Below are 18,660 nucleotides of genomic sequence, written 5' to 3' on the forward strand. Positions count from 1 at the left end.
AGTGAAAGCCGACCCCGCCGTGCAGCGCAGGCTGCTCGACTTGGCGCAGGTGGACGCCGAGCTGGCGCGCGTCACCCACCGCCGCCGCACGCTGCCGGAGATCGCCGAGATCGCCGAGGCGGAGAAGGTGCTGCGGGCCAAGCAGGACGCCCTCACCACGATCGAGACCACGCTGGGCGACCTCTCGCGGGACGTCAAGCGGCAGGAGACCGAGATCGACCAGGTGCGCGCCCGGAAGGAGCGGGACCGCGTGCTGATGCAGTCCGGGTCCGTGGGCGCCAAGCAGCTCACCGACCTGGAGCACGAGCTGGCCACGCTGGAGCGGCGTCAGTCGGCGCTGGAGGACGACCTGCTGGAGCTGATGGAGCGCCGCGAGGCGGTCGAGGCCGACGTGCAGCACGCCCGGATCGAGCTGGACAAGGCCCAGGAGGCGTTGTCGGACGCGGCGCGGCGGCGGGACAGCGTGCTGGCCGACCTGGAGTCCACCGAGGCCAAGCGCACGGCGGACCGCAAGCGGGTCGAGACCCAGTTCCCCGCGCCGTTGCTGGCGCTGTACGAGCGGGTGCGCGCGCACAAGGGCATCGGCGCGGCGCTGCTCCGGTCCCGGCGGTGCGGCGCGTGCCGGATCGAGCTGGACCGCAACGCGTTCGCCAAGGTCAAGGAGTCCGCTCCGGACGAGGTCATCCAGTGCGAGGAGTGCGACGCGATCATGGTCCGCACCGGGGAGTCCGGGCTGTGAGGGCGTCGCGGTGAAGGTCGTCGTCGAGGCGGACGGCGGTTCACGGGGGAACCCGGGGCCCGCCGGCTACGGCGCCGTGGTGCGGGACGCGGCCACCGGGGCGGTGCTGGCCGAGCGGTCGGCCGGGCTCGGGGTGGCCACCAACAACGTCGCCGAGTACCAGGGGCTGATCGCCGGGCTGCGGGCGGCGGCCGAGCTGGGCGCCTCGGTGGTGGACGTCCGGATGGACTCGAAGCTCGTGGTCGAGCAGATGTCCGGGCGCTGGCAGGTCAAGCACCCGTCCATGCAGCCGCTGGCCAGGGAGGCGCGCGAGGTCGCGGGCGCCTTCGACCGCGTGGCCTACGAGTGGATCCCGCGCGAGCGCAACAAGGACGCGGACCGGCTGGCCAATGCGGCGATGGACGAGCAGGCCGGGATCGTGCGGACGGTCGACAAGCCGGGGACCTCCTCGGCCGAGCACATGACGCCCTCGTCGTGGTCCGGCGCCGTGGGCGAGCCGACCCGGCTGTACCTGCTGCGGCACGGGCAGACGGAGCTGTCCGTCGAGCGGCGGTACTCGGGCCGCGGCAACCCGCCGCTGACCGAGGTGGGCCGGCGGCAGGCCGAGGCGGCGGCGGAGCGGTTGGCGAAGATCGGCGGCGTGACGGCCGTGGTGTCGTCGCCGCTGGACCGGGCCTGGCAGACGGCGCGGGCGGTGGCGCGGTCGGCCGGGGTCGAGGCGACCGCGCACGACGGGCTGATCGAGACGGACTTCGGCGCGTGGGAGGGGCTGACGTTCGCCGAGGCCGCCGAACGCGACCCGGAGCTGCACCGGCGGTGGCTGGGCGACCCGTCCGTGCCCACGCCCGGCGGCGAGAGCTTCGACCAGGTGCACCGCCGGGTGCGGAAGGCGCGGGACGAGGTGCTCGCCCGGCACGGCGGCGGGACGGTCGTGGTGGTCAGCCACGTCACGCCGATCAAGTCGCTGGTGCGGATGGGTCTCGACGTGGGGCCGTCGCTGCTGTTCCGGCTGCACCTGGACCTGGCGTCGTTGTCGGTGGTCGAGTTCTACCCGGACGGCCACGCGTCGGTCCGGCTGGTGAACGACATTTCACACCTTGACTGAGTCCTTCAACGGTCGGGCCTTTCAATGCCCGCTTGTTTGCCCCCTCTACTGGTCGTACGGTGCTGTTCCGCCCTACGACCAGTAGTCCTTTTCAGGGGGAATCATGCGATTACTTCTCCGACTTTCCGCTGCCCTGATGGCGTTCGTGGCCACGTTCGCCGTCGTCCAGCCCTCGGCGTCGGCCGAGACCCGCGCAAGCTGGGAGGTCGTGACCGGTGGCGAGGTCTCGGCGCTGGCGACCAACTTCTACTCGGCCGCGAGCAAGCGCTACGTGTCGGCCGAGATGGGGTACCAGGGCGGTGACCACGCGATGCTCCGCGCGCGTGCCGACAAGGTGGGGCCGTGGGAGCAGTTCTCGCTCTACTACAGCGACGGCGCCAAGGCGTGGGCCATCCGTTCGAACCACAACGACTTGTACGTCTCGGCGGAACTGGGCTACGGGGGCGGCGACTACGGCATGCTCCGCGCCCGCGCCAAGGCGATCGGCCCGTGGGAGAAGTACGACCTGCTCTACAACTCCGCCGAGAAGCGTCACGCGCTGCGCTCCCAGGCCAACGACCGGTACGTCTCGGTCGAGATGGGGTACCAGGGGGGTGACCACGCGATGCTCCGCGCGCGTGCCACCGAGCTGGGCCCGTGGGAGAAGTTCATCATCTGACGCGGGGAACGCCCGGTTCACACCGCCGGCCGAAGCTGGGTGCGCTTGCGGCGGAACCGGGCGTCTTCGACGGCCAGCGTGAAGCGGTTCACGGCGGCCTCGATGGCATCCGCCGACGCCGGGGCGATGGTGTCGCCGACGATGTCCGGATCGAGCACGAATTCACCGCGCAGCACATTGTCCGCGCCCTTCCCGACGAGCAGCGGGTTGAGCGCGTAGTCCATCGCGACGAGGAATCCCTGGCTGCCGCCGGTCGCCAGGGGAAGGATCACCCGACCGCGGAGCGCCTTCTTCGGCAACAGGTCGAGCAACGCCTTCACCAGCCCGCTGTACGCCGCCCGGTACACCGGGCTCGCGACCACGATGCCGTCCGCGCGCAGCACGGCGCCCACCGCGTCGCCGATCTCCGGGTCGTGCATGTCCTCGGTGAGCAGCGACAACGTCGGCAACTGCCGGACGTGCAGGGTGCGCACCTCGTACCCCGCCCGGCGCAGCAGGTCGTCGACGTGCGTCACCAGGATCCCGGTGCGCGACGCGGGTGAAGGACTGCCGGATATGACCAGAATGGTGGACATGGCTCGCTGACACCCTCCTGAAAAAGGTTCGGACTACGAGCAAAAAGGCTCGGACTACGAGCGGAAACCTGTCAGCGACAACAGATCGCGGCAGCCGTGCGACCGAAGTCGACGTGCCGACGGCGGGTGAGCACCCCGATTCCGGCCATGTTTCGAGTAGAGCAGTACGTCCCACATCACGACAAGGTTTCGGGTGCCTGGTTCCACCGCCTGGGACGCCGCCGACTATGCTGTCCGTGCGGATGAGTCGGCAGGGCGGTCGCGTCGGCAGAGGTACCTCTGCCGCCGAGGAAAGTCCGGACTCCACAGGGCAGGGTGGTTGTCAACGGCAACCAGGGGCGACCCTCGGGACAGTGCCACAGAGAACAGACCGCCCCGGCGCGAGTCGGGGTAAGGGTGAAACGGTGGTGTAAGAGACCACCAGCGCCCCCGGTGACGGGGGCGGCTAGGTAAACCCCACCCGGAGCAAGGCCAAGAGGGCGCCGTGACCCGGCGCCTGCGCAGGCGATCGAGGGCTGCCCGCCCGATGCCTGCGGGTAGGCCGCACGAGCCTGTCGGCGACGGCAGGCCGAGATGGATGGCCGCCGAACGGTGCCGCCGCGAGGCGCCCGTGAACAGAATCCGGCTTACGGCCGGCTCATCCGCGCACGCTTCCGGCCTTGTGCCGGGCCGCTTCGCCCTGTCGACGCCTTGGCGACGGCCTCCGCGCGCAGCGGGCCGCTTGGCCCTGCCGCCGATCTCCACGCGCTTGGCCCTTCGCCATCCCGAAGCGCGTGAGGGCACACGGGTCCGCCTATAAATCCCTTGCGCGCCAACGGTGTTACACAAGTGAGGCCGTTCGAGTGGTCCTCGTATCAACCTGTCCGGGGCCGCGTCCTCCTCCCGAACCGCAGGCCCTGCTCTGCGGTCACGACGAGGAGGGAAACCCATGTCCACCACCAAGCGGGCCTTCACCTGGCTCGCACTGACCGGTCTGGTCGGCGCGGCGGCCGTCACCAGCACGGTCACCGCGACGGCCGCGACCGCCGAACTGCCCGTCTACGAGGTCAAGAGCGCCGGGCTCAGCGCCGACCAGGCGGCGGCGTTACAGCGGGCGTTCGGCCTGAAGGACGTCCACAGAGCCCAGGACGGCTCCGTCTCCTTCGCCGACGAGGCCACCTACCTCAAGGTGCCCGGCCTCGACCGGGGCACCGGCAAGCCCGACGAGGACGGCTTGGAGACCGCGCAGACCCAGCTCGACGTCGAAGCCATCAAGCAGTTGCGCGCCATCCCGGTCGACACGGCCGCCAAGCGCGCCCAGGAAACCCTGCGCGGCGTCGGGCTGCTGCCCGGCAACGCCACCGCGAACGCCAAGCACACGACGTTCGAGATCGTCGACGCCAACAACAAGGCGGTCGTGTCCGCGCCGCTGGACACGGCCGTGTCGTTCACCTTCGCCCTCGACGGCGTGCCGCTGGAAGGCGCGGGCGCCAAGATCCGGATCGCGTTCGACGGCCAGGGCGCGGTCGCGGGCCTGACCTACAGCACCCGTGAACTGGTCAGGGCGGGCACCGTGCGGGTGCTGGACCTGACCGAGGGCCGCGCGCGCTGCGCCAAGGTCATGACCAGCAGCGTCCGGCTGACCGACGTGTCCTACGTGTACGACGCGCCGGCGCTGTCCGAGCGGATCGGCAAGCTGGAGCCCAGCTTCCGGTGCGCGGGCGTCAACCCGGACGGGGCAGCCGCCCAGTCCGTCACCGTCGGGGCCGCCGTGGACGCGGCCCTGCCCGAGCCCGGTCCCAGCCAGCCGCCGCGCACCGAGGGCATCTCGCCGCAGTGGACCAACCGGATCGACGTCGGCAGCGAGGGCACCGGACCGTGCTCCGGCCTGCCGTGGACGTCGAACAACATCAACGCGTTCAACAACCAGTTCTCCAGCCGGGGCATCCCGGTCCAGTTTAGCTGGACCAACGGCAACGCCTGGGAGCGCGACTTCAAGGACCCGGCGTTCCCCGGCGGCTGGGACCACCTGTACGCCGACGACGTGGACATGACCTACTGGCAGGGCCACGGCTCGCCGACCGGGTTCTCGTTCGCCGGGTGCAGCAGCAACACCGACACGTTCCTGTCCAACAACGAGGCCCGCTGGGGCAACCGGGACGTCGAGTGGATGAGCCTGTTCACCTGCTCGATCCTCCAGGGCTCGGCGGGCGGGCAGAGCTGGGCGCAGCGCTGGGGCCGGGCGTTCCGGGGCCTGCACCAGATCAACAGCTTCGACACCGTGTCAATGCACAGCGCGGTGCACGGCGGCAGGTTCGGCAACTACCTGCTGCGCACGCCGTTCCTGTGGTGGAACCACCCGATGAAGGTGCGTGACGCGTGGGCGCAGGCGTCCATCGACACGCAGCCGGCGTGGGTCGTGTGGGCGACCATGGGCCCGATCGGCAACTCCTGGATCGCGAACTTCAACGACTACTTCTGGACCAAGGGCCCGGTGGGCCCGGACACCCTGCCGACCGTCGGCTACTGGCGGATCTCCGGCACGAGCTGATCGCGTGACCTGAGGGGCCCTTCCGCCGAACTGGGGGTGGAAGGGCCCCTTCCGCGCCGTCAGAAGCGCCAGCGGGTCTGGCTGTACGGGGCCTTGCCGAACCCGAAGGCGGTCGCCGGCTCGACCCGGAACACCAGCGCCACGCCGTGCGGGTTGGCGAAACCGCCGTCGGCCACGTCGAAGTGCCAGTCGGGGCCGTACTTGGCCTCCCACACGTCGGCCAGCGCCTGGAGCTCGGTCGGGTCGACCACCCTGGTCGCCTCGCCCTCGACCACCACGTCGAGGCCGCCGTGCAGGGCGTTGGTCCCGGTGGTCAGCACCACCTGCGGGTTCTCCGCCAGGTTGCGGGCCTTGCGCTCGTCCTGACCGGTGCAGACGTGCAGCGCGCCGCCGTGCCAGACCGCCAGCAGCGGCGTCACGTGCGGGCGGCCGTCCGGGCGGACCGTGGACAGCCAGAACAGCTCGGCGGTCGCGAGCCGTTCCTCGGCCGTGGACCACGGGGTGGGCGTCGCACCCGGATCGCCGTAGCGCGGGTCGATGTCCGTCGCGGGCATGGCAGCTCCTCGTCGTCCGCGCCGGGATGGTCCCGGAGTCACGAGTGTTCAGACCGGATCAATGTCCGGAAGTCATCGGCGTCAGTCATCGGCCTCGGGGAGTCATCGGCGCTCGGCGGTCATCGCCGCGCGGGACGGCCCGGCGGCATCCGGTGCACCGGGCGGAACGCCTCGCCGCCGTTGTACCGGCGCTCCAGCTCCGCCACGTACGCCTCGACCGCCGGGTTCACGATGTCCGCGAGGCTCCGCACCTCCGCCGCCGGCTCGTACGCGGCCAGGTAGGTCGCCGCCGCGCGGGCCCGCTCCAGCACGTCCTGGTCGAAGTTGACCGTCCGCTGCACCCGCCGCCCCGAACGCCCGTCCGTGCCGGTAACCTGATCACTGCCCGAGACGGCCACGGACACGGTGATTTCGTTCACTCCGGTGGCTGGTTCGGGTGCGGCTTCGGGCGGCTGGGTCATCGGCGAGCCTCCTCGGCGTCGTCACTCCGGGATGCGGCCCGATCGGGTCCGCCTTTCGGCCGGACGGGTCACTGGCGCGGTGGGGGTGGACAGGGGGTCCGAGGTCGTGCGCACAGTGCGTGACCAGGGTGTTCGCACTCGGGTGAACTCTCTCGGCAACCGGGAGAATCCGGTATCGCCGGTTCTCCACCGGCTCCCCCCGAACCATGATGACGGTGACCAGATTAGACGTAATCGACTGCCAGGGGAACGGTTATTGATCTACCCAGTGCTAGCCGACCGATACACCTCGTGACGAAGACGTGTTCTACTCGATAGCGCACGAACCGGACGGGCACCCCTCGGCTCGCCCGGCGAAGTCCTGCGTACTCAGGAGTACGAGATGACCGCCATGACCCTGGTAACACTCGCGCAGCAGACAGAACCCGCCCTTGGCACCGGTGGCGTGCGCCAGTGGATCCTCGACAACCTGGTACCCCTGCTGCTGCTGACCGTCGCGGTCCTGCTGCTCTGGCTGGGCGGCGGCAAGGGCGACAACGCCGGGGTCATGCGCCGCCTGGGCGGCGTGATCATCGCGCTGGCGATCATCGGACTTGCCGTGACCACGAACGCCGGCGCGAACATCGGCCAGTGGATCGCCGGCCTGTTCACCGGCGGGTGACCCTTGCGGGTACGCACTGACGACGAGGTCTACCGGGTCGACGCCGTCTGGCTCGGCCCGCCCAAGGCGACCTTCCCGTGGCGGGCGCGTTACGTGGCATGGGGCGTCGGCATCGTGGTGTTCCTGCTGGTCACGGCCGTGCAGCGGCAGGTTGGCTTCGGGTTCGACGTCATCAACACCGGCTGGGGCTTCGTGATCACGGTCGCGCTGACCCGGTTCATCTGCTCGCGGATCAGCCACGAGCGCCCGCTGTCGTCGGTCGTGACGATGTGGGTGCGCGAGCTGAACTCGCCGCGGGAGACCTCCTCGGGGACGGGTGGCGCGGCCAGCGCGGCCCGCATCCGGGTGAACCCGCAGCGGCCTCGCAAGCGTCTTCGAGACAAGGGGGCGAAACGCTCGGCGCGCGCCACCCGATCCCAGCACCGCAGGCAGGCAGACCGCCGTAAGAAGGAGGTTCGCGGTGTTCGGACGCCGGCGTGACCGCACCCGACGCTCCGCAGCGCAGCACGTGGCCCAGCACGCCGCTGCCGGGCGGGACGACCGGAAGGTCTACAGCAAGCGTGGCCGCCGCCTGCCGGGCGAGCAGGCCGTGCCCAACTACACCCCGTCGATCGCGGCGCGCAGCATCGACGGCCACCTGCTGCGCACCGGCCAGGAGGTCTACGCCTGGTACAAGCTCGCGCCGCAGCGCTGGTCGTTCCGGTCGGACTCGCAGCGCCAGGACCTGATCGCGGCGATCGCGGGCCAGTACGCCGAGCTGCAGGGCCGCTGGATGCACCTGCGGGTGACCACGCGCCCGTACCCGATCCGCATGTGGGCCGAGGCGCACGTGCACAACGCGGTGCGCCGGCTGCCGGACACGCCGGGGACGCTGTCGTTCGACGACTACATGGTCGGCGAGCAGCAGCAGCTCATGGGCCGCTCGATGGCGGAGAAAGAGGTCTACCTGGGCGTCCAGGTGCAGACCCGGAACATGATGGACCGCGCCGTCGAACGGGCAGCGCCCGTGCTGCGCAAGGTGTTCCCGGACGCGGTGGACGCCGAGCTGGTCGCCATCGAGTCCGAGGTCGACCACCTGGACCAGGTGATCGGGTCGGCCGGGCTGGAGGGCCGTCCGGTCACGGCCGAGGAGATGTCCTGGCTGATGCACCGGTCGTGCTCGCTGGGCCTGCCCGCGCCGCGCAACCTGCCCGCCGTGCCCGGCGCACCATGGGAGCCGGAGGACCTGGCCTCGTTCACCGACGCGGCGGACTTCCACCAGGAGCCGTACTCGCCGACCGTGACCGTGCGGGGCCGCACCGGGTCGAACGCGGGCATCAAGCGGCACGTCGCGGTGCTCACCGTGGGCCTGATGCACGGCCTCCAGATCCCCGAAGTGGACGACCCCTGGGTGCAGCGCTCGGACCGGCTGCCGGCGGCCGTCGAGTGGTCGGCGCGGATCTACGTGCGGCGGCCCGAGGAGGTGTCCGGCGAACTCCAGCGGCAGATGAACAAGGTCCGCTCGCAGGTCCGGCACTACACCGACGAGCACGAGCTGGAGCCGCCGCAGTCGCTGGCCCGGCAGGCGTCGCGGGTGCTGGAGATCGATGACGAGATGACGTCCGGCTTCACCGCGCTGGGCACCCGGGTGCGCTCGTGGTGGCGGCTCGCGGTGTCGGGTCCGACCGAGCGCGAGGCGCTGCGGCTGGCCCAGTCGCTGCTCGACCTGTACAAGCCGAAGGTCGCCATCGAGCACCCCGAGGCGCAGTACGCGATCGCCCGCGAGTTCATCCCCGGCGAGCCGCTGTCGTCGTCCGCCTACCTCCGCCGCGGTTCGGTGCTGTGGGCGGCTTCGGCCGTGCCGACGGCGACCGCCGAGGTCGGCGACCGGCGCGGCATCCTGCTCGGCGAGACCGTGACGGCGACCCGCCGTCCGGTGGCGTGGGATCCGTGGATGGCGCAGGAGCTGCGGGACGCGTCGGGCCTGACGGCGATGGTCGCGGGACTCGGCGCCGGCAAGTCGTTCCTCGGCGGCGGCATCGTCTACAAGACGCTGCGCGCCGGGGCGCACTGGACGCTGCTCGACCCGTCCGGGCCGCTGGCGGCGCTGTGCGAGCTGCCCGAGCTGCGGCCGTACGCGCGGCCGATCAACCTGCTGAACGCCCAGCCCGGCATCCTCAACCCGTACCGGGTGGTCGCGGAGCCGCAGTTGGACCACTTCATGGACGAGGAGGACCCGGAGCGGGCGTGGCGGCGCGAACGCGCGCTGGCCGCGGCCACCCGCCGTCGTCTGGTGCTGGACGTGCTGAGCGGTCTGCTGCCGTTCGAGGTGGCGCGCCTGCCCCAGACCCGGATCGTGCTGCTGCGCGCGGTCCGCACCGTCGGCGGCCGGCCCGACGCCCACCCCGGCCAGGTCTTCGAGGCGCTGCGCCGGGACGCGTCCGAGCACCACGAGCACGCCGTCGTGGTGGCCGACTTCCTGGACGAGATGCGCGAGCGGATGTCGCTGCTGATCCCGGAACAGGACGCCGACCCGTACAACGAGCAGCGCGACGACCGCCTCACCGTGCTGACCATGGCGGGCCTGAACCTGCCGAAGGACGGCGTGGGCCGTGAGCACTGGACCGACGCGGAGGCGTTGGGCGTGGAGATGCTCAACCTGGCGGCGTGGCTGACCCAGCGCTCGATCTACGAACGCCCCAAGGACCTCCGCAAGGGCGTGTGGATCGACGAGGCGTTCTTCCTCTCCGAGGTCCCGACCGGCCGGGTCCTGATGAACCGCTTCGCGCGCGACTCGCGCAAGTGGAACGTCCGCGTCCTGCTGTCATCCCAGATCCCGGCCGACTTCCTGAAGATCCAGGGCTTCGTGACCCTGCTCGACTCGGTCTTCGTGGGCCGCCTGGACGACGACCAGGCGCAGGCCGACGCGCTGAGGCTGCTGAAGGTCCCGGTCGGAGCGGGCTACGAGCAGGTCGTGGCGTCCCTCGGCCGCCGCCCGGGAGGCGTCCGCAACAACACCGAACGCGACCTCGCGCCCCGGCAGTTCATCTTCGGCGACGGCGCGGGCGGCGTCGAACGCATCCGCATCGACTTCTCCGGCCCCCACCTGGAACACCTCCGTACCTCCCTCGACACGACCCCGGACGCCATGCGCGAGGGCCCGGAGCCGGCCCAGGCGGAACTCTCGTCGCCACCCCAGGACCCGTTCGCGTACGCCGAGGACCACCCGGCCGACTACGACGACGAACTGGCCGCCGACCTGGAGGTCGGTCTGACGGACGAACTGGTCGAGTCGACACACGGTGAGGGAGGAAACCGCCGTCCGGGCCGGGAAGGCGCGGCATGAGCACCCTCCTCCTGGTGGCGGCCATCGCCGCCGCGCTCTACGCGCGGCGACGGTTCAGCCGCGCCCGGGCCGCGGACAACGCGGCCACCGGCAGCGATGCCGGCACTGTGGAAGTGCCCCACACCCGGCGGAGTCGTACGCGTTGGGTCTCCATGGCGGCGGTGGCGGCGATCGTCAGCCTCCAGGTGGTCATCGGGGCGCCTTCGGCCAGTGCCGCGGACTGCGGTGAGGCGCCCAACCCGGAACGTCCCGGCTCCGGCATGGTCGGCGCGCTCGACCCGCCCGACGGCCAAGGTCTCAAGGACACGCCCTACCTGACCCACGGGTACGCGGGCATGGTGTGGCACGCCTACCAGGAGAGCTGCCTCAAGCTGCCGGACACCGCCGCGGTGCTCGACACCTGGATGGGCAACGAGCTGTTCAACGTCGCCAAGACCATCGTCGGTGTCACCAACGCGCTGCACTACACGGTGATGGGCAACGGCCTGCTCAAGCCGCTCGACGACGCGGTGAAGAACGGCGTGCAGCGGGTCTACGACAACGTCTACCTGCGCTGGTTCGGCCTGGTGGCGCTGATACTCGCGATCCTCATGTTCCGCCAGATCTGGCGGGGCGACCTGGCCACGATCAGCAAACGCGGGCTCTGGGCACTCGCGGCCATGTGGCTCGCCACCTCGGCGCTGGCGCTGCCCCAGTTCTACAAGATGCTGGACGACACGCTGGTCACGAAGACCGCGGAGATCCAGGCCGGGTTCATCGAGTCGCCCGAGGAACAGGGCACGCTGCACGTCCTGCCGTCCCGGCTGCACGATTCGGTCGTCTACCAGAGCTGGCTGCGCGGTGAGTTCGGCACGCCGGACGCGGCGCAGGCCAAGGAGTTCGGGCCGCGCCTGCTCAACGCCCAGGCCTGGACCGTGGTCGAGCTGGACCAGCAGAAGGACGGCGACGCGAGCGCCCTGCAGGCGAAGAAGGACGAGTACAAGAACATTGCCAACCAGCTCGGCCCGGTGAAGGGCTACTTCACCGGGTCCGACGGCGGCCGGACCGGCGCGGGTTTCCTGTCGCTGCTCCAGGCGATGGCGTTCTCGCTGTTCCAGTTGTTCGCGAAGGCGGCCGTGCTGCTCGCCCAGCTCCTGCTGCGCATCCTCACCCTCGCCGGGCCGCTGATCGGCCTGGTCGCGCTGCTGCACCACGACCTGCTGCGCAAGGTCGGTCGCGCGGCGGCGGTGACCGTGTTCAACGTGCTGATCCTGGCCGTGCTGGCGGGCACGCACGCGCTGCTGCTCCAGGCGATCTTCAGCGCGTCCGGGCTGTCGCTGCTGACGCGGACACTGCTCGGTCTGATGTTGACCTTCGTGTGCTTCATGGTCGGCAAGCCGATGCGGCGCATGTGGCAGATGGTCGAAGTGTCGGTCGGCCCGGTCGGGAACGCGTTGCCGATGGGCGGTGGCCTGCTGTCCCGGCTGCGCCGGAAGAAGGACACCGGGCCGTCGCCGCAGGAGGAGTTCTGGGACACCGTGCGCGACACGGACCCGGACGGTCCCGAGGTGCCGCAGCGGGGGCGGGGGCGGGTTCGGCCGGAGGCTGCCAATCCTGTTGTCGCCACTGCTCATCGGCTCGACCGTGCCGGTCGTCCGGCGGGGGAGTTGGCCGGTGGTGTCGGTGGTGGTGGGGTGGCCGCGTTGCCCGCCGCCGGGTATGGCGGGCCGGCGGCCCTGCCGTCCGGGCGGTCGCGGGTGGTGGATGCTCCGCCGGTGGCCGATCGGGGTTGGGATCGGGTTGACGACGCCGTGCTGGTTCCTTCGCGGGTGACGAACGGGTTTTCGCGGGTTGCCGACAGTCCGGTGTTGCCGGGGCCTCGGCGGGCCGAGACCGAGGTGGTGGCGGGGCGGCAGGTCCACGTGATCTACCGGCCTTCGCGTGGGCTTGAGGTCAGGGACAGCTAATGCCGATCAGGACGAACCGGGGACGTGCGGCGGTGTACCGCCGGTTGTGGGGATGGCCGTTGCGGTCGCCTCGGCACCTTGTCGCGACGATCGTGCTGCTGATCGCGGTGGTCACGACGATCGGCATCGTCGCGGACAAACTGGTCGGGCCGCGGTCGAGTGCCACGTCCGGACCGACGACGTCGTCGTCCCGGACGTCGTCGTCGGGGAGCGGCAACCAGGTCGGCGTGCTGCCGTCGACGACCGGCACGACGTCGCCGTTGCCGACCAAGGCGCCGAGTCCCACGCCCGCGCCCACGTCCGCGCCGGTCAGCCCGGACGCCCAGCTCGTCGCCGAGAGCTGGATCGAGGCGTGGCTGGACCATCCGGACGGCGTCACGAACGCCAAGTGGCTGGCCGGGTTGAAGCCGTGGACGTCGGACGAGCTGCTGCCCACGTTGCAGTCGGTGGACCCGGCGAACGTGCCGAAGGAGATCAAGAGCCCGGTGAAGGCGAGTCGGTCCACCACCGATTCGGTCGATTTCGAAGCTGACCTCGAAACCGGCAAGCTCGTGCTGACCGTGGCCAAGCTGCCCGAGGGCTGGCGCGTGCACAAGTACAGCAGGGTGGGCTGAGATGCTGAAGATCGCGCTGGTGGTCGCCGCGGTGGTCGCCGTGGTCGTGGTTGCCGTGACCAACGGGGTCTCGACCGTCGTCAACGGCACCACGCCGGCCGACGGCGCCGGCGGCGTCGGTATCCGCAACGTCGGCTGCAACGCGTCCATCGGCCCGTGGGAGGGCGGCGGCGCGGAGAAGGGCCGCAACGACGCGAGCCGGCTCAACGAGGAGCAGCGCGGCACCGTCGCCAAGATCATCTCGATCGGTCAGGAGCGCGAGCTGCCGCCGCTGGCCTGGCAGATCGCCATCCAGGCGGGCATGACCGAGTCGGGGCTGCGCAGCCTGGACTACGGCGACCGGGACTCGCTGGGCATCTTCCAGATGCGCCCGTCGATGGGCTGGGGCTCGCCCGCCGAGGTGACCGACCCGGTGTACGCGATCAACAAGTTCTACGACGTGCTGGTCAACGTGCCGAGCTGGGAGGAGCGCCGGCCGGGCGACTCCGCCCAGGCCGTGGAGCGCTCGGCGTTCCCGGACCGGTACCACAACTGGGAGGCCATGGCGGCGTTCCTGATCGGCGAGCTGGGCAACGTGGTGGACCCGGCGGGCTGCGGCGAGAGCGCCGGGCAGTTCCTGCTGGCGTCCTCGGCGGCCGGGACGGCCATCGAGTTCACCAAGCAGCAGCTCGGCGAGCCGTACCTGTGGGGCGGCAACGGCCCGGACCAGTGGGACTGCTCCGGCATCCTGGTCAAGGCGTTCGCGGCGGCCGACGTGAAGATCCCGCGGGTGGCGAACGACCAGTACATGTCCGGTGGGGCGCACCTGCCCGTGCGGGAGGCCAAGGCGGGTGACCTGATCTTCTGGGCGACCAACCCCGCGAACCCGGTCACGGTGCACCACGTGGCGATGTACCTGGGCAACGACGAGTACATCCACGCGCCGCAGACCGGCGACGTGGTGAAGATCAGCAAGATCAACTGGGACTACCACGAGTTGATGCCGCTGGCCGTCCGGCCGGGCGTGTGATCGCGTGAGGGAGGCGCCACCGATGTTCACCCCCGACCCCATCCAGCGCCACGCCGGGCCGCCCGCGTCCAGCACGCCGCTGCGGGACTACCTGTCCGCGCTGCCGCCCGGCGTGAACCCGGCGTACGCCGTGCTGCCCCGGTCGCTGGTGGAGGCCATGCCGTTGCCCTGGCAGCAGCAGTTGACGCACCTGCTGGCCGAGTTCCACCGGTCGTTCGCGCACCTGGGCTGGCCGATCTACCGGGTCGTGCCGTCGCGGCGGGAGCGGCTGGTGGACCTGGACGAGGAGCAGTTGGCCGAGGTGGGCGTGCTCGTGGAGATCGACTCCGACGGGGAGCTGGTCTACCGGGACCGGTCCGGGACGCGGATCGACGATCCCGAGCAGCGCGTGGTGCTGGTGTCGGTGCTGGACCCGATCCCCGGTGACTACGCCAACGCCAACCAGAACACGCCCGCTCGCGGGTTTCCGGTGCCGCAGCCTTATCCGCCGTCGGGGCCGTTGCCGGTGCAGTCCCCTCATCAGCGGTGACGGGTGTACTGCCTGGAGGCCGTTGTCGGCTCGGAGCTCGTGTTGCGGGAGTTGGCCTGGGGCACGCACCTGGTGCCGTTGAGCGGTGAGCTGTGGTTGTTGCCGGTGACCGATTTCGCGGTGGTTCCGCGGGTGGTCGGGGAGTTGCCCGGGTTCTGGAAGGCGCCTGACGGGGCCGGGGCCGTGTTGGCGGCGTGTTCCGGTGCCGGGCCGGTGGCTTATGTCGAGGCTGAGTACTTCGGTGGGGTGGGGCAGCAGGCCGCTCAGGTCTGGGATGGCGGGGCGGTCGTTCTCGGGCCGCTCTGGTTGGGGATGGGGTCGCCGCTGCCGGCTGCCGGCGGGCCCATCTCGCGGGCTCTTCGGCGGCTCGGGGTCGTCAAGGGAGAGCACTTCGACGAGTTCGACGCGGTGGGGTTGGGGCGGCGGCGCCGCACTGGGGATTGGTTGCCGGTCGGCGCTTGATCGGGTGCTGGTCGAAGGACTTCCGAGCGTCGCGTCGGCGCCGGGTCGCAGAGCGCGCTCGCCGCTGGGCCGTCGGGTCGGACATGACATGCGGGAGTTCGCGTGTCAGCCTTGGGGTATGGGTGATCCGAATGCCTGGTACTACTGCCTGACCCACCAGACGGCCGAGAAAGGGGTCGGGTGTCGTGGTGGGGACCGGATGGGGCCCTATCCCGATGAGGCCACGGCTCGGCGGGCGTTGGAGCTGGCCCGTCAGCGCACCGAGGACGAGGACGAGGCCGATCGGCGGTGGAAGGAGCGTTAGGCCCGGGTCCGGATGGCGGGCGCGTTAAGGTGCAGTTGTGGCCTCGATGGTGATCCGTACCGGGCGGGTGGAGCTGGACTTCAGTGGGATTCGGGTCGAGTTCGGCCTGCCCGCCGAGTTTCCGGCTGCTGCCCTGGCCGAGGCGCAGCAGGCCGTCGGGCGGGATGTCGCTGTCGGCGACCGTGAGGATGCCACGTCGTTGCCGTTGGTGACGATCGATCCGCCTGGCGCCAAGGACCTCGACCAGGCTCTGCTCATCGAGCGGGTCGGGGTGGGGTTCCGGGTGCACTACGCGATCGCCGATCTCGGCGTGTTCGTCGTGCCAGGGGGCGCGTTGGACGCCGAGGTCCGCAAGCGTGGTCAGACGCTCTACCTGCCCGACGGCAACGTGCCGTTGCATCCGACCGTGTTGTCCGAAGGGGCCGCCAGCCTGTTGCCCGACCAGACGCGGCCCGCTGTCCTGTGGACGTTCGACTGCGGGGCCGACGGTGAGCCGCGGGACGTTCGGGTCCGGCGGGCGATGGTCCGGTCCAGGGCCCAGTTCGACTACGAGGGTGTCCAGGCTTCCTTCGACGCGGGGAATCCGCACCCGTCCGTCGAGGCGTTGCCCGAGTTCGGCCGGCTTCGCCGGGAACGGGCCACCGAGCGTGGTGCGGTGGAGTTGCGGCTGCCGGAGCAGGAGATCGTGCCCAACGGCGACGGGGACTGGAAGCTCGTGGTCCGGCCCCGGGCGGACGTCGACTCCTGGAATGCCGAGATCTCGCTGCTCACCGGGATGGCCGCGGCTCGGATCATGTTGGACGCCAAGGTAGGCGTCCTCCGCACGTTGCCGGATGCGGACGATGGCGCGGTCGACGCGTTGAAGCGGTCCGCGCACGCGTTGGGTGTGCCGTGGCCGGATGGGGTGACGCCCGCACGGCTGCTGGCCGGGCTCGATCCGGGTCGGCCCGAGTCGTTGGCGTTGTTCGTGGACGCGACCCGATTGCTCCGGGGCGCCGGGTACACCGCGTTCGACGGCACGATCCCGCCCGTGTCGACGCACGCCGGACTTGCCGCGCCGTACACGCACGTGACGGCGCCGTTGCGGCGGCTGGTGGACCGGTTCACGACCGAGGTCTGCCTGGCCGTCACGGCCGGGCGGGAGGTGCCGGACTGGTTGCGGCGGGCCTTGCCGTTGTTGCCCGGTCTGATGGGTGGCTCCGACACGCTGGCGGGCAAGGTCGACCGGGCCTGTCTGGACCAGGTCGAGGCGTGGGTGCTGGCCGATCGGGTCGGGCAGGTGTTCGAGGCCGTCGTGCTGCGGGCGGACGGCAACGGGGCGGACGTGTTCGTCTCCCAGCCGCCGGTCATGGGGCGTTGCGCGGGGCCTGGCCTGCCGGAAGGCGAACGGATCCGGGTCCGGCTCACCGAGGCCGATCCGGAGCGGCGCAAGGTCGCGTTCGTCCGGGTGGCCGGCTGATGTTGCCCGTCGACGACCTCGGCGAGCCGGTTCCGCTGCCGGGACCGCCCCGGCGGGTCGTGAGCCTGGTGCCGTCGTTGACCGAGGCGGTGGACCCGGCGGTGCTGGTCGGCGCCACGGACTACTGCACCCACCCGCCGGACCTGGCCGTGACGAGGGTCGGCGGGTCGAAGTACCCGAAGGTCGACCGGGTGCTGGCACTCCGGCCGGACCTGGTGCTGGCGAACAGCGAGGAGAACCGGCCGGAGGACGTCGAACGCCTGCGTGCCGACGGCATCCCGGTGTGGGTGACCGCCGCGCCGGCTTCCGTGCCGGCCGCGCTCGGCTCGCTGCGCCGGCTGCTGGGCACCGCCTGGGACGTCGAGCCTGGCTGGCTGGTCGAAGCCGAACGGCTGTGGCGGGACGTCCGGCCGCCGTGGGCGAAGGCGGTCGTCCCGGTCTGGCGCAAGCCGTGGGTCGTGGTCGGGCGGGACACGTTCGCCGGCGATGTGCTGCACCGCCTCGGCGTGGTGAACGTCTACGCGGACCACGCCGAGCGCTATCCGCGTCCCTCGGTGGACGAACTCCGAGCGCTGGACGTCGACCTGGTGGTGCTTCCTGACGAGCCGTATCTCTTCACGCCCGACGACGGCCCGCAGTTCTTCCCGGGTCTACGCCCCGTATACGTCTCCGGGCGTCATCTGACCTGGTACGGGCCGTCGTTGGTAGCGGCGAGGGCGGCGTTGGAGCAGGCCCTCGCCTAGAGCCGGAACCGGTCGGTCGCGTCGACCAGGGCTTCGAGGATGCCCGGCTCGTCGAACGCGTGCCCCGCGTCGGGCACCATCACCAGTTCGGAGCCCTGCCACGCCCGGTGCAGTTCCCACGCCGTGGTGGCGGGCGTGGCCACGTCGTAGCGGCCCTGCACGATGACGGCCGGGATGCCCGCGAGCTTGCCCACGTCCCGCAGTAGCTGGCCCTCGTCCAGCCAGCCCCGGTTGACGAAGTAGTGGCTCTCGATCCGGGCGAACGCCAGCGCGTACCGGGGCTCGGAGAACGCCGCCACCAGGTCGGGACGCTCCCGCAGGGTCACCGTGGAGCTTTCCCACACGCTCCACGCGACGGCCGCCGGCTCGTGCACGGCCGGGTCGGGGTGGCTCAGCAGGCGCGCGTACGTGGTGATCACGTCGCCGGCCGGCGCGAGCGCCGTCACCCGTTCCCACAGCTCGGGGAACAAGGCCCCGGCCCCGCCGCCGTAGTACCAGTCCAGCTCGCGCTTGCGCAGCGTGAAGACCCCGCGCAGCACCAGCTCGGTGACGCGCGCCGGATGGGTCTGGGCGTATGCCAGGCCGAGGGAGCTGCCCCACGACCCGCCGAACACCTGCCACCGGTCGACCCCCAGGTGCTCGCGCAGCCGCTCCAGATCCGCGACCAGGTGCCACGTGGTGTTGGTCGACAGATCCGCGCCCGGCCCGCCGGCGTGCGGCACGGACCGGCCGCATCCGCGCTGGTCGAGCAGCACGATCCGGTACACGGCGGGGTCGAACAGCCTGCGGTGCACGGGCGCGCTGCCGCCGCCCGGACCTCCGTGCAGGAACACCACGGGTTTGCCGTAGGGGTTCCCGCACACTTCCCAGTAGACGCGGTTGCCGTCGCCTACGTCGAGCAGGCCCTGGTCATAGGGCTCGATCTCGGGATACATGACGCTTACTCTGCCCGACCGCGGACCGCTGATGATCAGCCCGCCGGGGCT

The 18,660-nt window shown here is 71.1% G+C and carries 19 protein-coding genes and 1 other RNA gene; 16 read left to right on the forward strand and 4 right to left on the reverse strand.

Features of this window, described 5'->3' with window-relative positions:
• Position 1: 1 nt before the first annotated feature.
• From ACQPZF_RS05150 to ACQPZF_RS05160, 3 genes are all read left to right on the forward strand, one after another.
• Positions 2-739, forward strand: coding sequence for a zinc ribbon domain-containing protein (locus tag ACQPZF_RS05150; RefSeq protein ID WP_433268797.1), 738 nt, complete (start codon positions 2-4; stop codon positions 737-739).
• A gap of 10 nt (positions 740-749) precedes the next feature.
• Positions 750-1,844 (forward strand): bifunctional RNase H/acid phosphatase, encoded by a 1,095-nt coding sequence (locus tag ACQPZF_RS05155; RefSeq protein ID WP_433268799.1) that lies wholly within the window; start codon positions 750-752, stop codon positions 1,842-1,844.
• A 136-nt stretch (positions 1,845-1,980) separates the two neighbouring features.
• Entirely contained in the window at positions 1,981-2,502 is a 522-nt protein-coding gene (locus ACQPZF_RS05160) for a fascin domain-containing protein (protein WP_433268801.1), read from the forward strand.
• Between the two features lie 17 nt (positions 2,503-2,519).
• Here the strand turns inward: ACQPZF_RS05160 and ssuE are convergent, their stop codons facing one another.
• Positions 2,520-3,077, reverse strand: a complete 558-nt coding sequence (ssuE, locus tag ACQPZF_RS05165) for an NADPH-dependent FMN reductase (protein ID WP_433268803.1) — start codon at positions 3,075-3,077, stop codon at positions 2,520-2,522.
• 243 nt (positions 3,078-3,320) lie between these two features.
• On the opposite strand from ssuE, the gene rnpB reads away from it, so the two are divergent.
• Positions 3,321-3,721: RNase P RNA component class A (gene rnpB / locus ACQPZF_RS05170), an RNA gene on the forward strand.
• A gap of 284 nt (positions 3,722-4,005) precedes the next feature.
• Positions 4,006-5,607 (forward strand): DUF6345 domain-containing protein, encoded by a 1,602-nt coding sequence (locus ACQPZF_RS05175; RefSeq protein WP_433268805.1) that lies wholly within the window; start codon positions 4,006-4,008, stop codon positions 5,605-5,607.
• Between the two features lie 59 nt (positions 5,608-5,666).
• Here the strand turns inward: ACQPZF_RS05175 and ACQPZF_RS05180 are convergent, their stop codons facing one another.
• Both ACQPZF_RS05180 and ACQPZF_RS05185 read right to left on the reverse strand, forming a co-directional pair.
• Entirely contained in the window at positions 5,667-6,161 is a 495-nt protein-coding gene (locus ACQPZF_RS05180) for a pyridoxamine 5'-phosphate oxidase family protein (protein WP_433268807.1), read from the reverse strand.
• 119 nt (positions 6,162-6,280) lie between these two features.
• Positions 6,281-6,622 carry a hypothetical protein gene (locus tag ACQPZF_RS05185; RefSeq protein WP_433268809.1) on the reverse strand — a complete coding sequence of 114 codons (342 nt, stop codon included), beginning with the start codon at positions 6,620-6,622 and terminating at the stop codon, positions 6,281-6,283.
• 382 nt (positions 6,623-7,004) lie between these two features.
• Between ACQPZF_RS05185 and ACQPZF_RS05190 the strand changes: the two genes are divergently transcribed.
• The 11 genes from ACQPZF_RS05190 to ACQPZF_RS05240 all read left to right on the forward strand — a co-directional run bounded on the left by ACQPZF_RS05190 (position 7,005) and on the right by ACQPZF_RS05240 (position 17,674).
• Positions 7,005-7,283 carry a hypothetical protein gene (locus ACQPZF_RS05190; RefSeq protein ID WP_433268811.1) on the forward strand — a complete coding sequence of 93 codons (279 nt, stop codon included), beginning with the start codon at positions 7,005-7,007 and terminating at the stop codon, positions 7,281-7,283.
• Between the two features lie 3 nt (positions 7,284-7,286).
• Positions 7,287-7,763, forward strand: a complete 477-nt coding sequence (locus tag ACQPZF_RS05195; protein ID WP_433268813.1) for a hypothetical protein — start codon at positions 7,287-7,289, stop codon at positions 7,761-7,763.
• 28 nt (positions 7,764-7,791) lie between these two features.
• Positions 7,792-10,608, forward strand: coding sequence for an ATP-binding protein (locus ACQPZF_RS05200; protein ID WP_433274440.1), 2,817 nt, complete (start codon positions 7,792-7,794; stop codon positions 10,606-10,608).
• Positions 10,605-12,554 (forward strand): hypothetical protein, encoded by a 1,950-nt coding sequence (locus tag ACQPZF_RS05205; RefSeq protein WP_433268815.1) that lies wholly within the window; start codon positions 10,605-10,607, stop codon positions 12,552-12,554. The genes ACQPZF_RS05200 and ACQPZF_RS05205 overlap by 4 nt, the downstream gene beginning before the upstream one ends.
• Complete coding sequence (locus ACQPZF_RS05210) at positions 12,554-13,168, forward strand: hypothetical protein (RefSeq protein WP_433268817.1); 615 nt, start codon at positions 12,554-12,556, stop codon at positions 13,166-13,168. The genes ACQPZF_RS05205 and ACQPZF_RS05210 overlap by 1 nt, the downstream gene beginning before the upstream one ends.
• A gap of 1 nt (position 13,169) precedes the next feature.
• Entirely contained in the window at positions 13,170-14,177 is a 1,008-nt protein-coding gene (locus ACQPZF_RS05215; protein ID WP_433268819.1) for a C40 family peptidase, read from the forward strand.
• A gap of 22 nt (positions 14,178-14,199) precedes the next feature.
• The gene (locus tag ACQPZF_RS05220; RefSeq protein WP_433268821.1) at positions 14,200-14,706 is read left to right on the forward strand and encodes a hypothetical protein; all 507 of its coding nucleotides are present in this window, start codon (positions 14,200-14,202) and stop codon (positions 14,704-14,706) included.
• 3 nt (positions 14,707-14,709) lie between these two features.
• Positions 14,710-15,168, forward strand: coding sequence for a hypothetical protein (locus ACQPZF_RS05225; protein WP_433268823.1), 459 nt, complete (start codon positions 14,710-14,712; stop codon positions 15,166-15,168).
• 118 nt (positions 15,169-15,286) lie between these two features.
• Positions 15,287-15,472 (forward strand): hypothetical protein, encoded by a 186-nt coding sequence (locus ACQPZF_RS05230; RefSeq protein WP_433268825.1) that lies wholly within the window; start codon positions 15,287-15,289, stop codon positions 15,470-15,472.
• Positions 15,473-15,518: 46 nt separating this feature from the next.
• Positions 15,519-16,931, forward strand: a complete 1,413-nt coding sequence (locus ACQPZF_RS05235) for an RNB domain-containing ribonuclease (RefSeq protein ID WP_433268827.1) — start codon at positions 15,519-15,521, stop codon at positions 16,929-16,931.
• A complete protein-coding gene (locus tag ACQPZF_RS05240) occupies positions 16,931-17,674 on the forward strand; it encodes a helical backbone metal receptor (protein ID WP_433268829.1) in 744 nt (247 codons plus the stop codon). Before ACQPZF_RS05235 ends, ACQPZF_RS05240 begins: the two co-directional genes overlap by 1 nt.
• Here ACQPZF_RS05240 and pip read toward each other — a convergent pair.
• Entirely contained in the window at positions 17,671-18,609 is a 939-nt protein-coding gene (gene pip / locus ACQPZF_RS05245; RefSeq protein WP_433268831.1) for a prolyl aminopeptidase, read from the reverse strand. The two genes, ACQPZF_RS05240 and pip, sit on opposite strands and share 4 nt — an antisense overlap.
• Positions 18,610-18,660 lie beyond the last annotated feature (51 nt).

It is taken from the genome of Actinosynnema sp. CS-041913 (genome assembly GCF_050942485.1).
Taxonomy (GTDB): Bacteria; Actinomycetota; Actinomycetes; order Mycobacteriales; family Pseudonocardiaceae; genus Actinosynnema.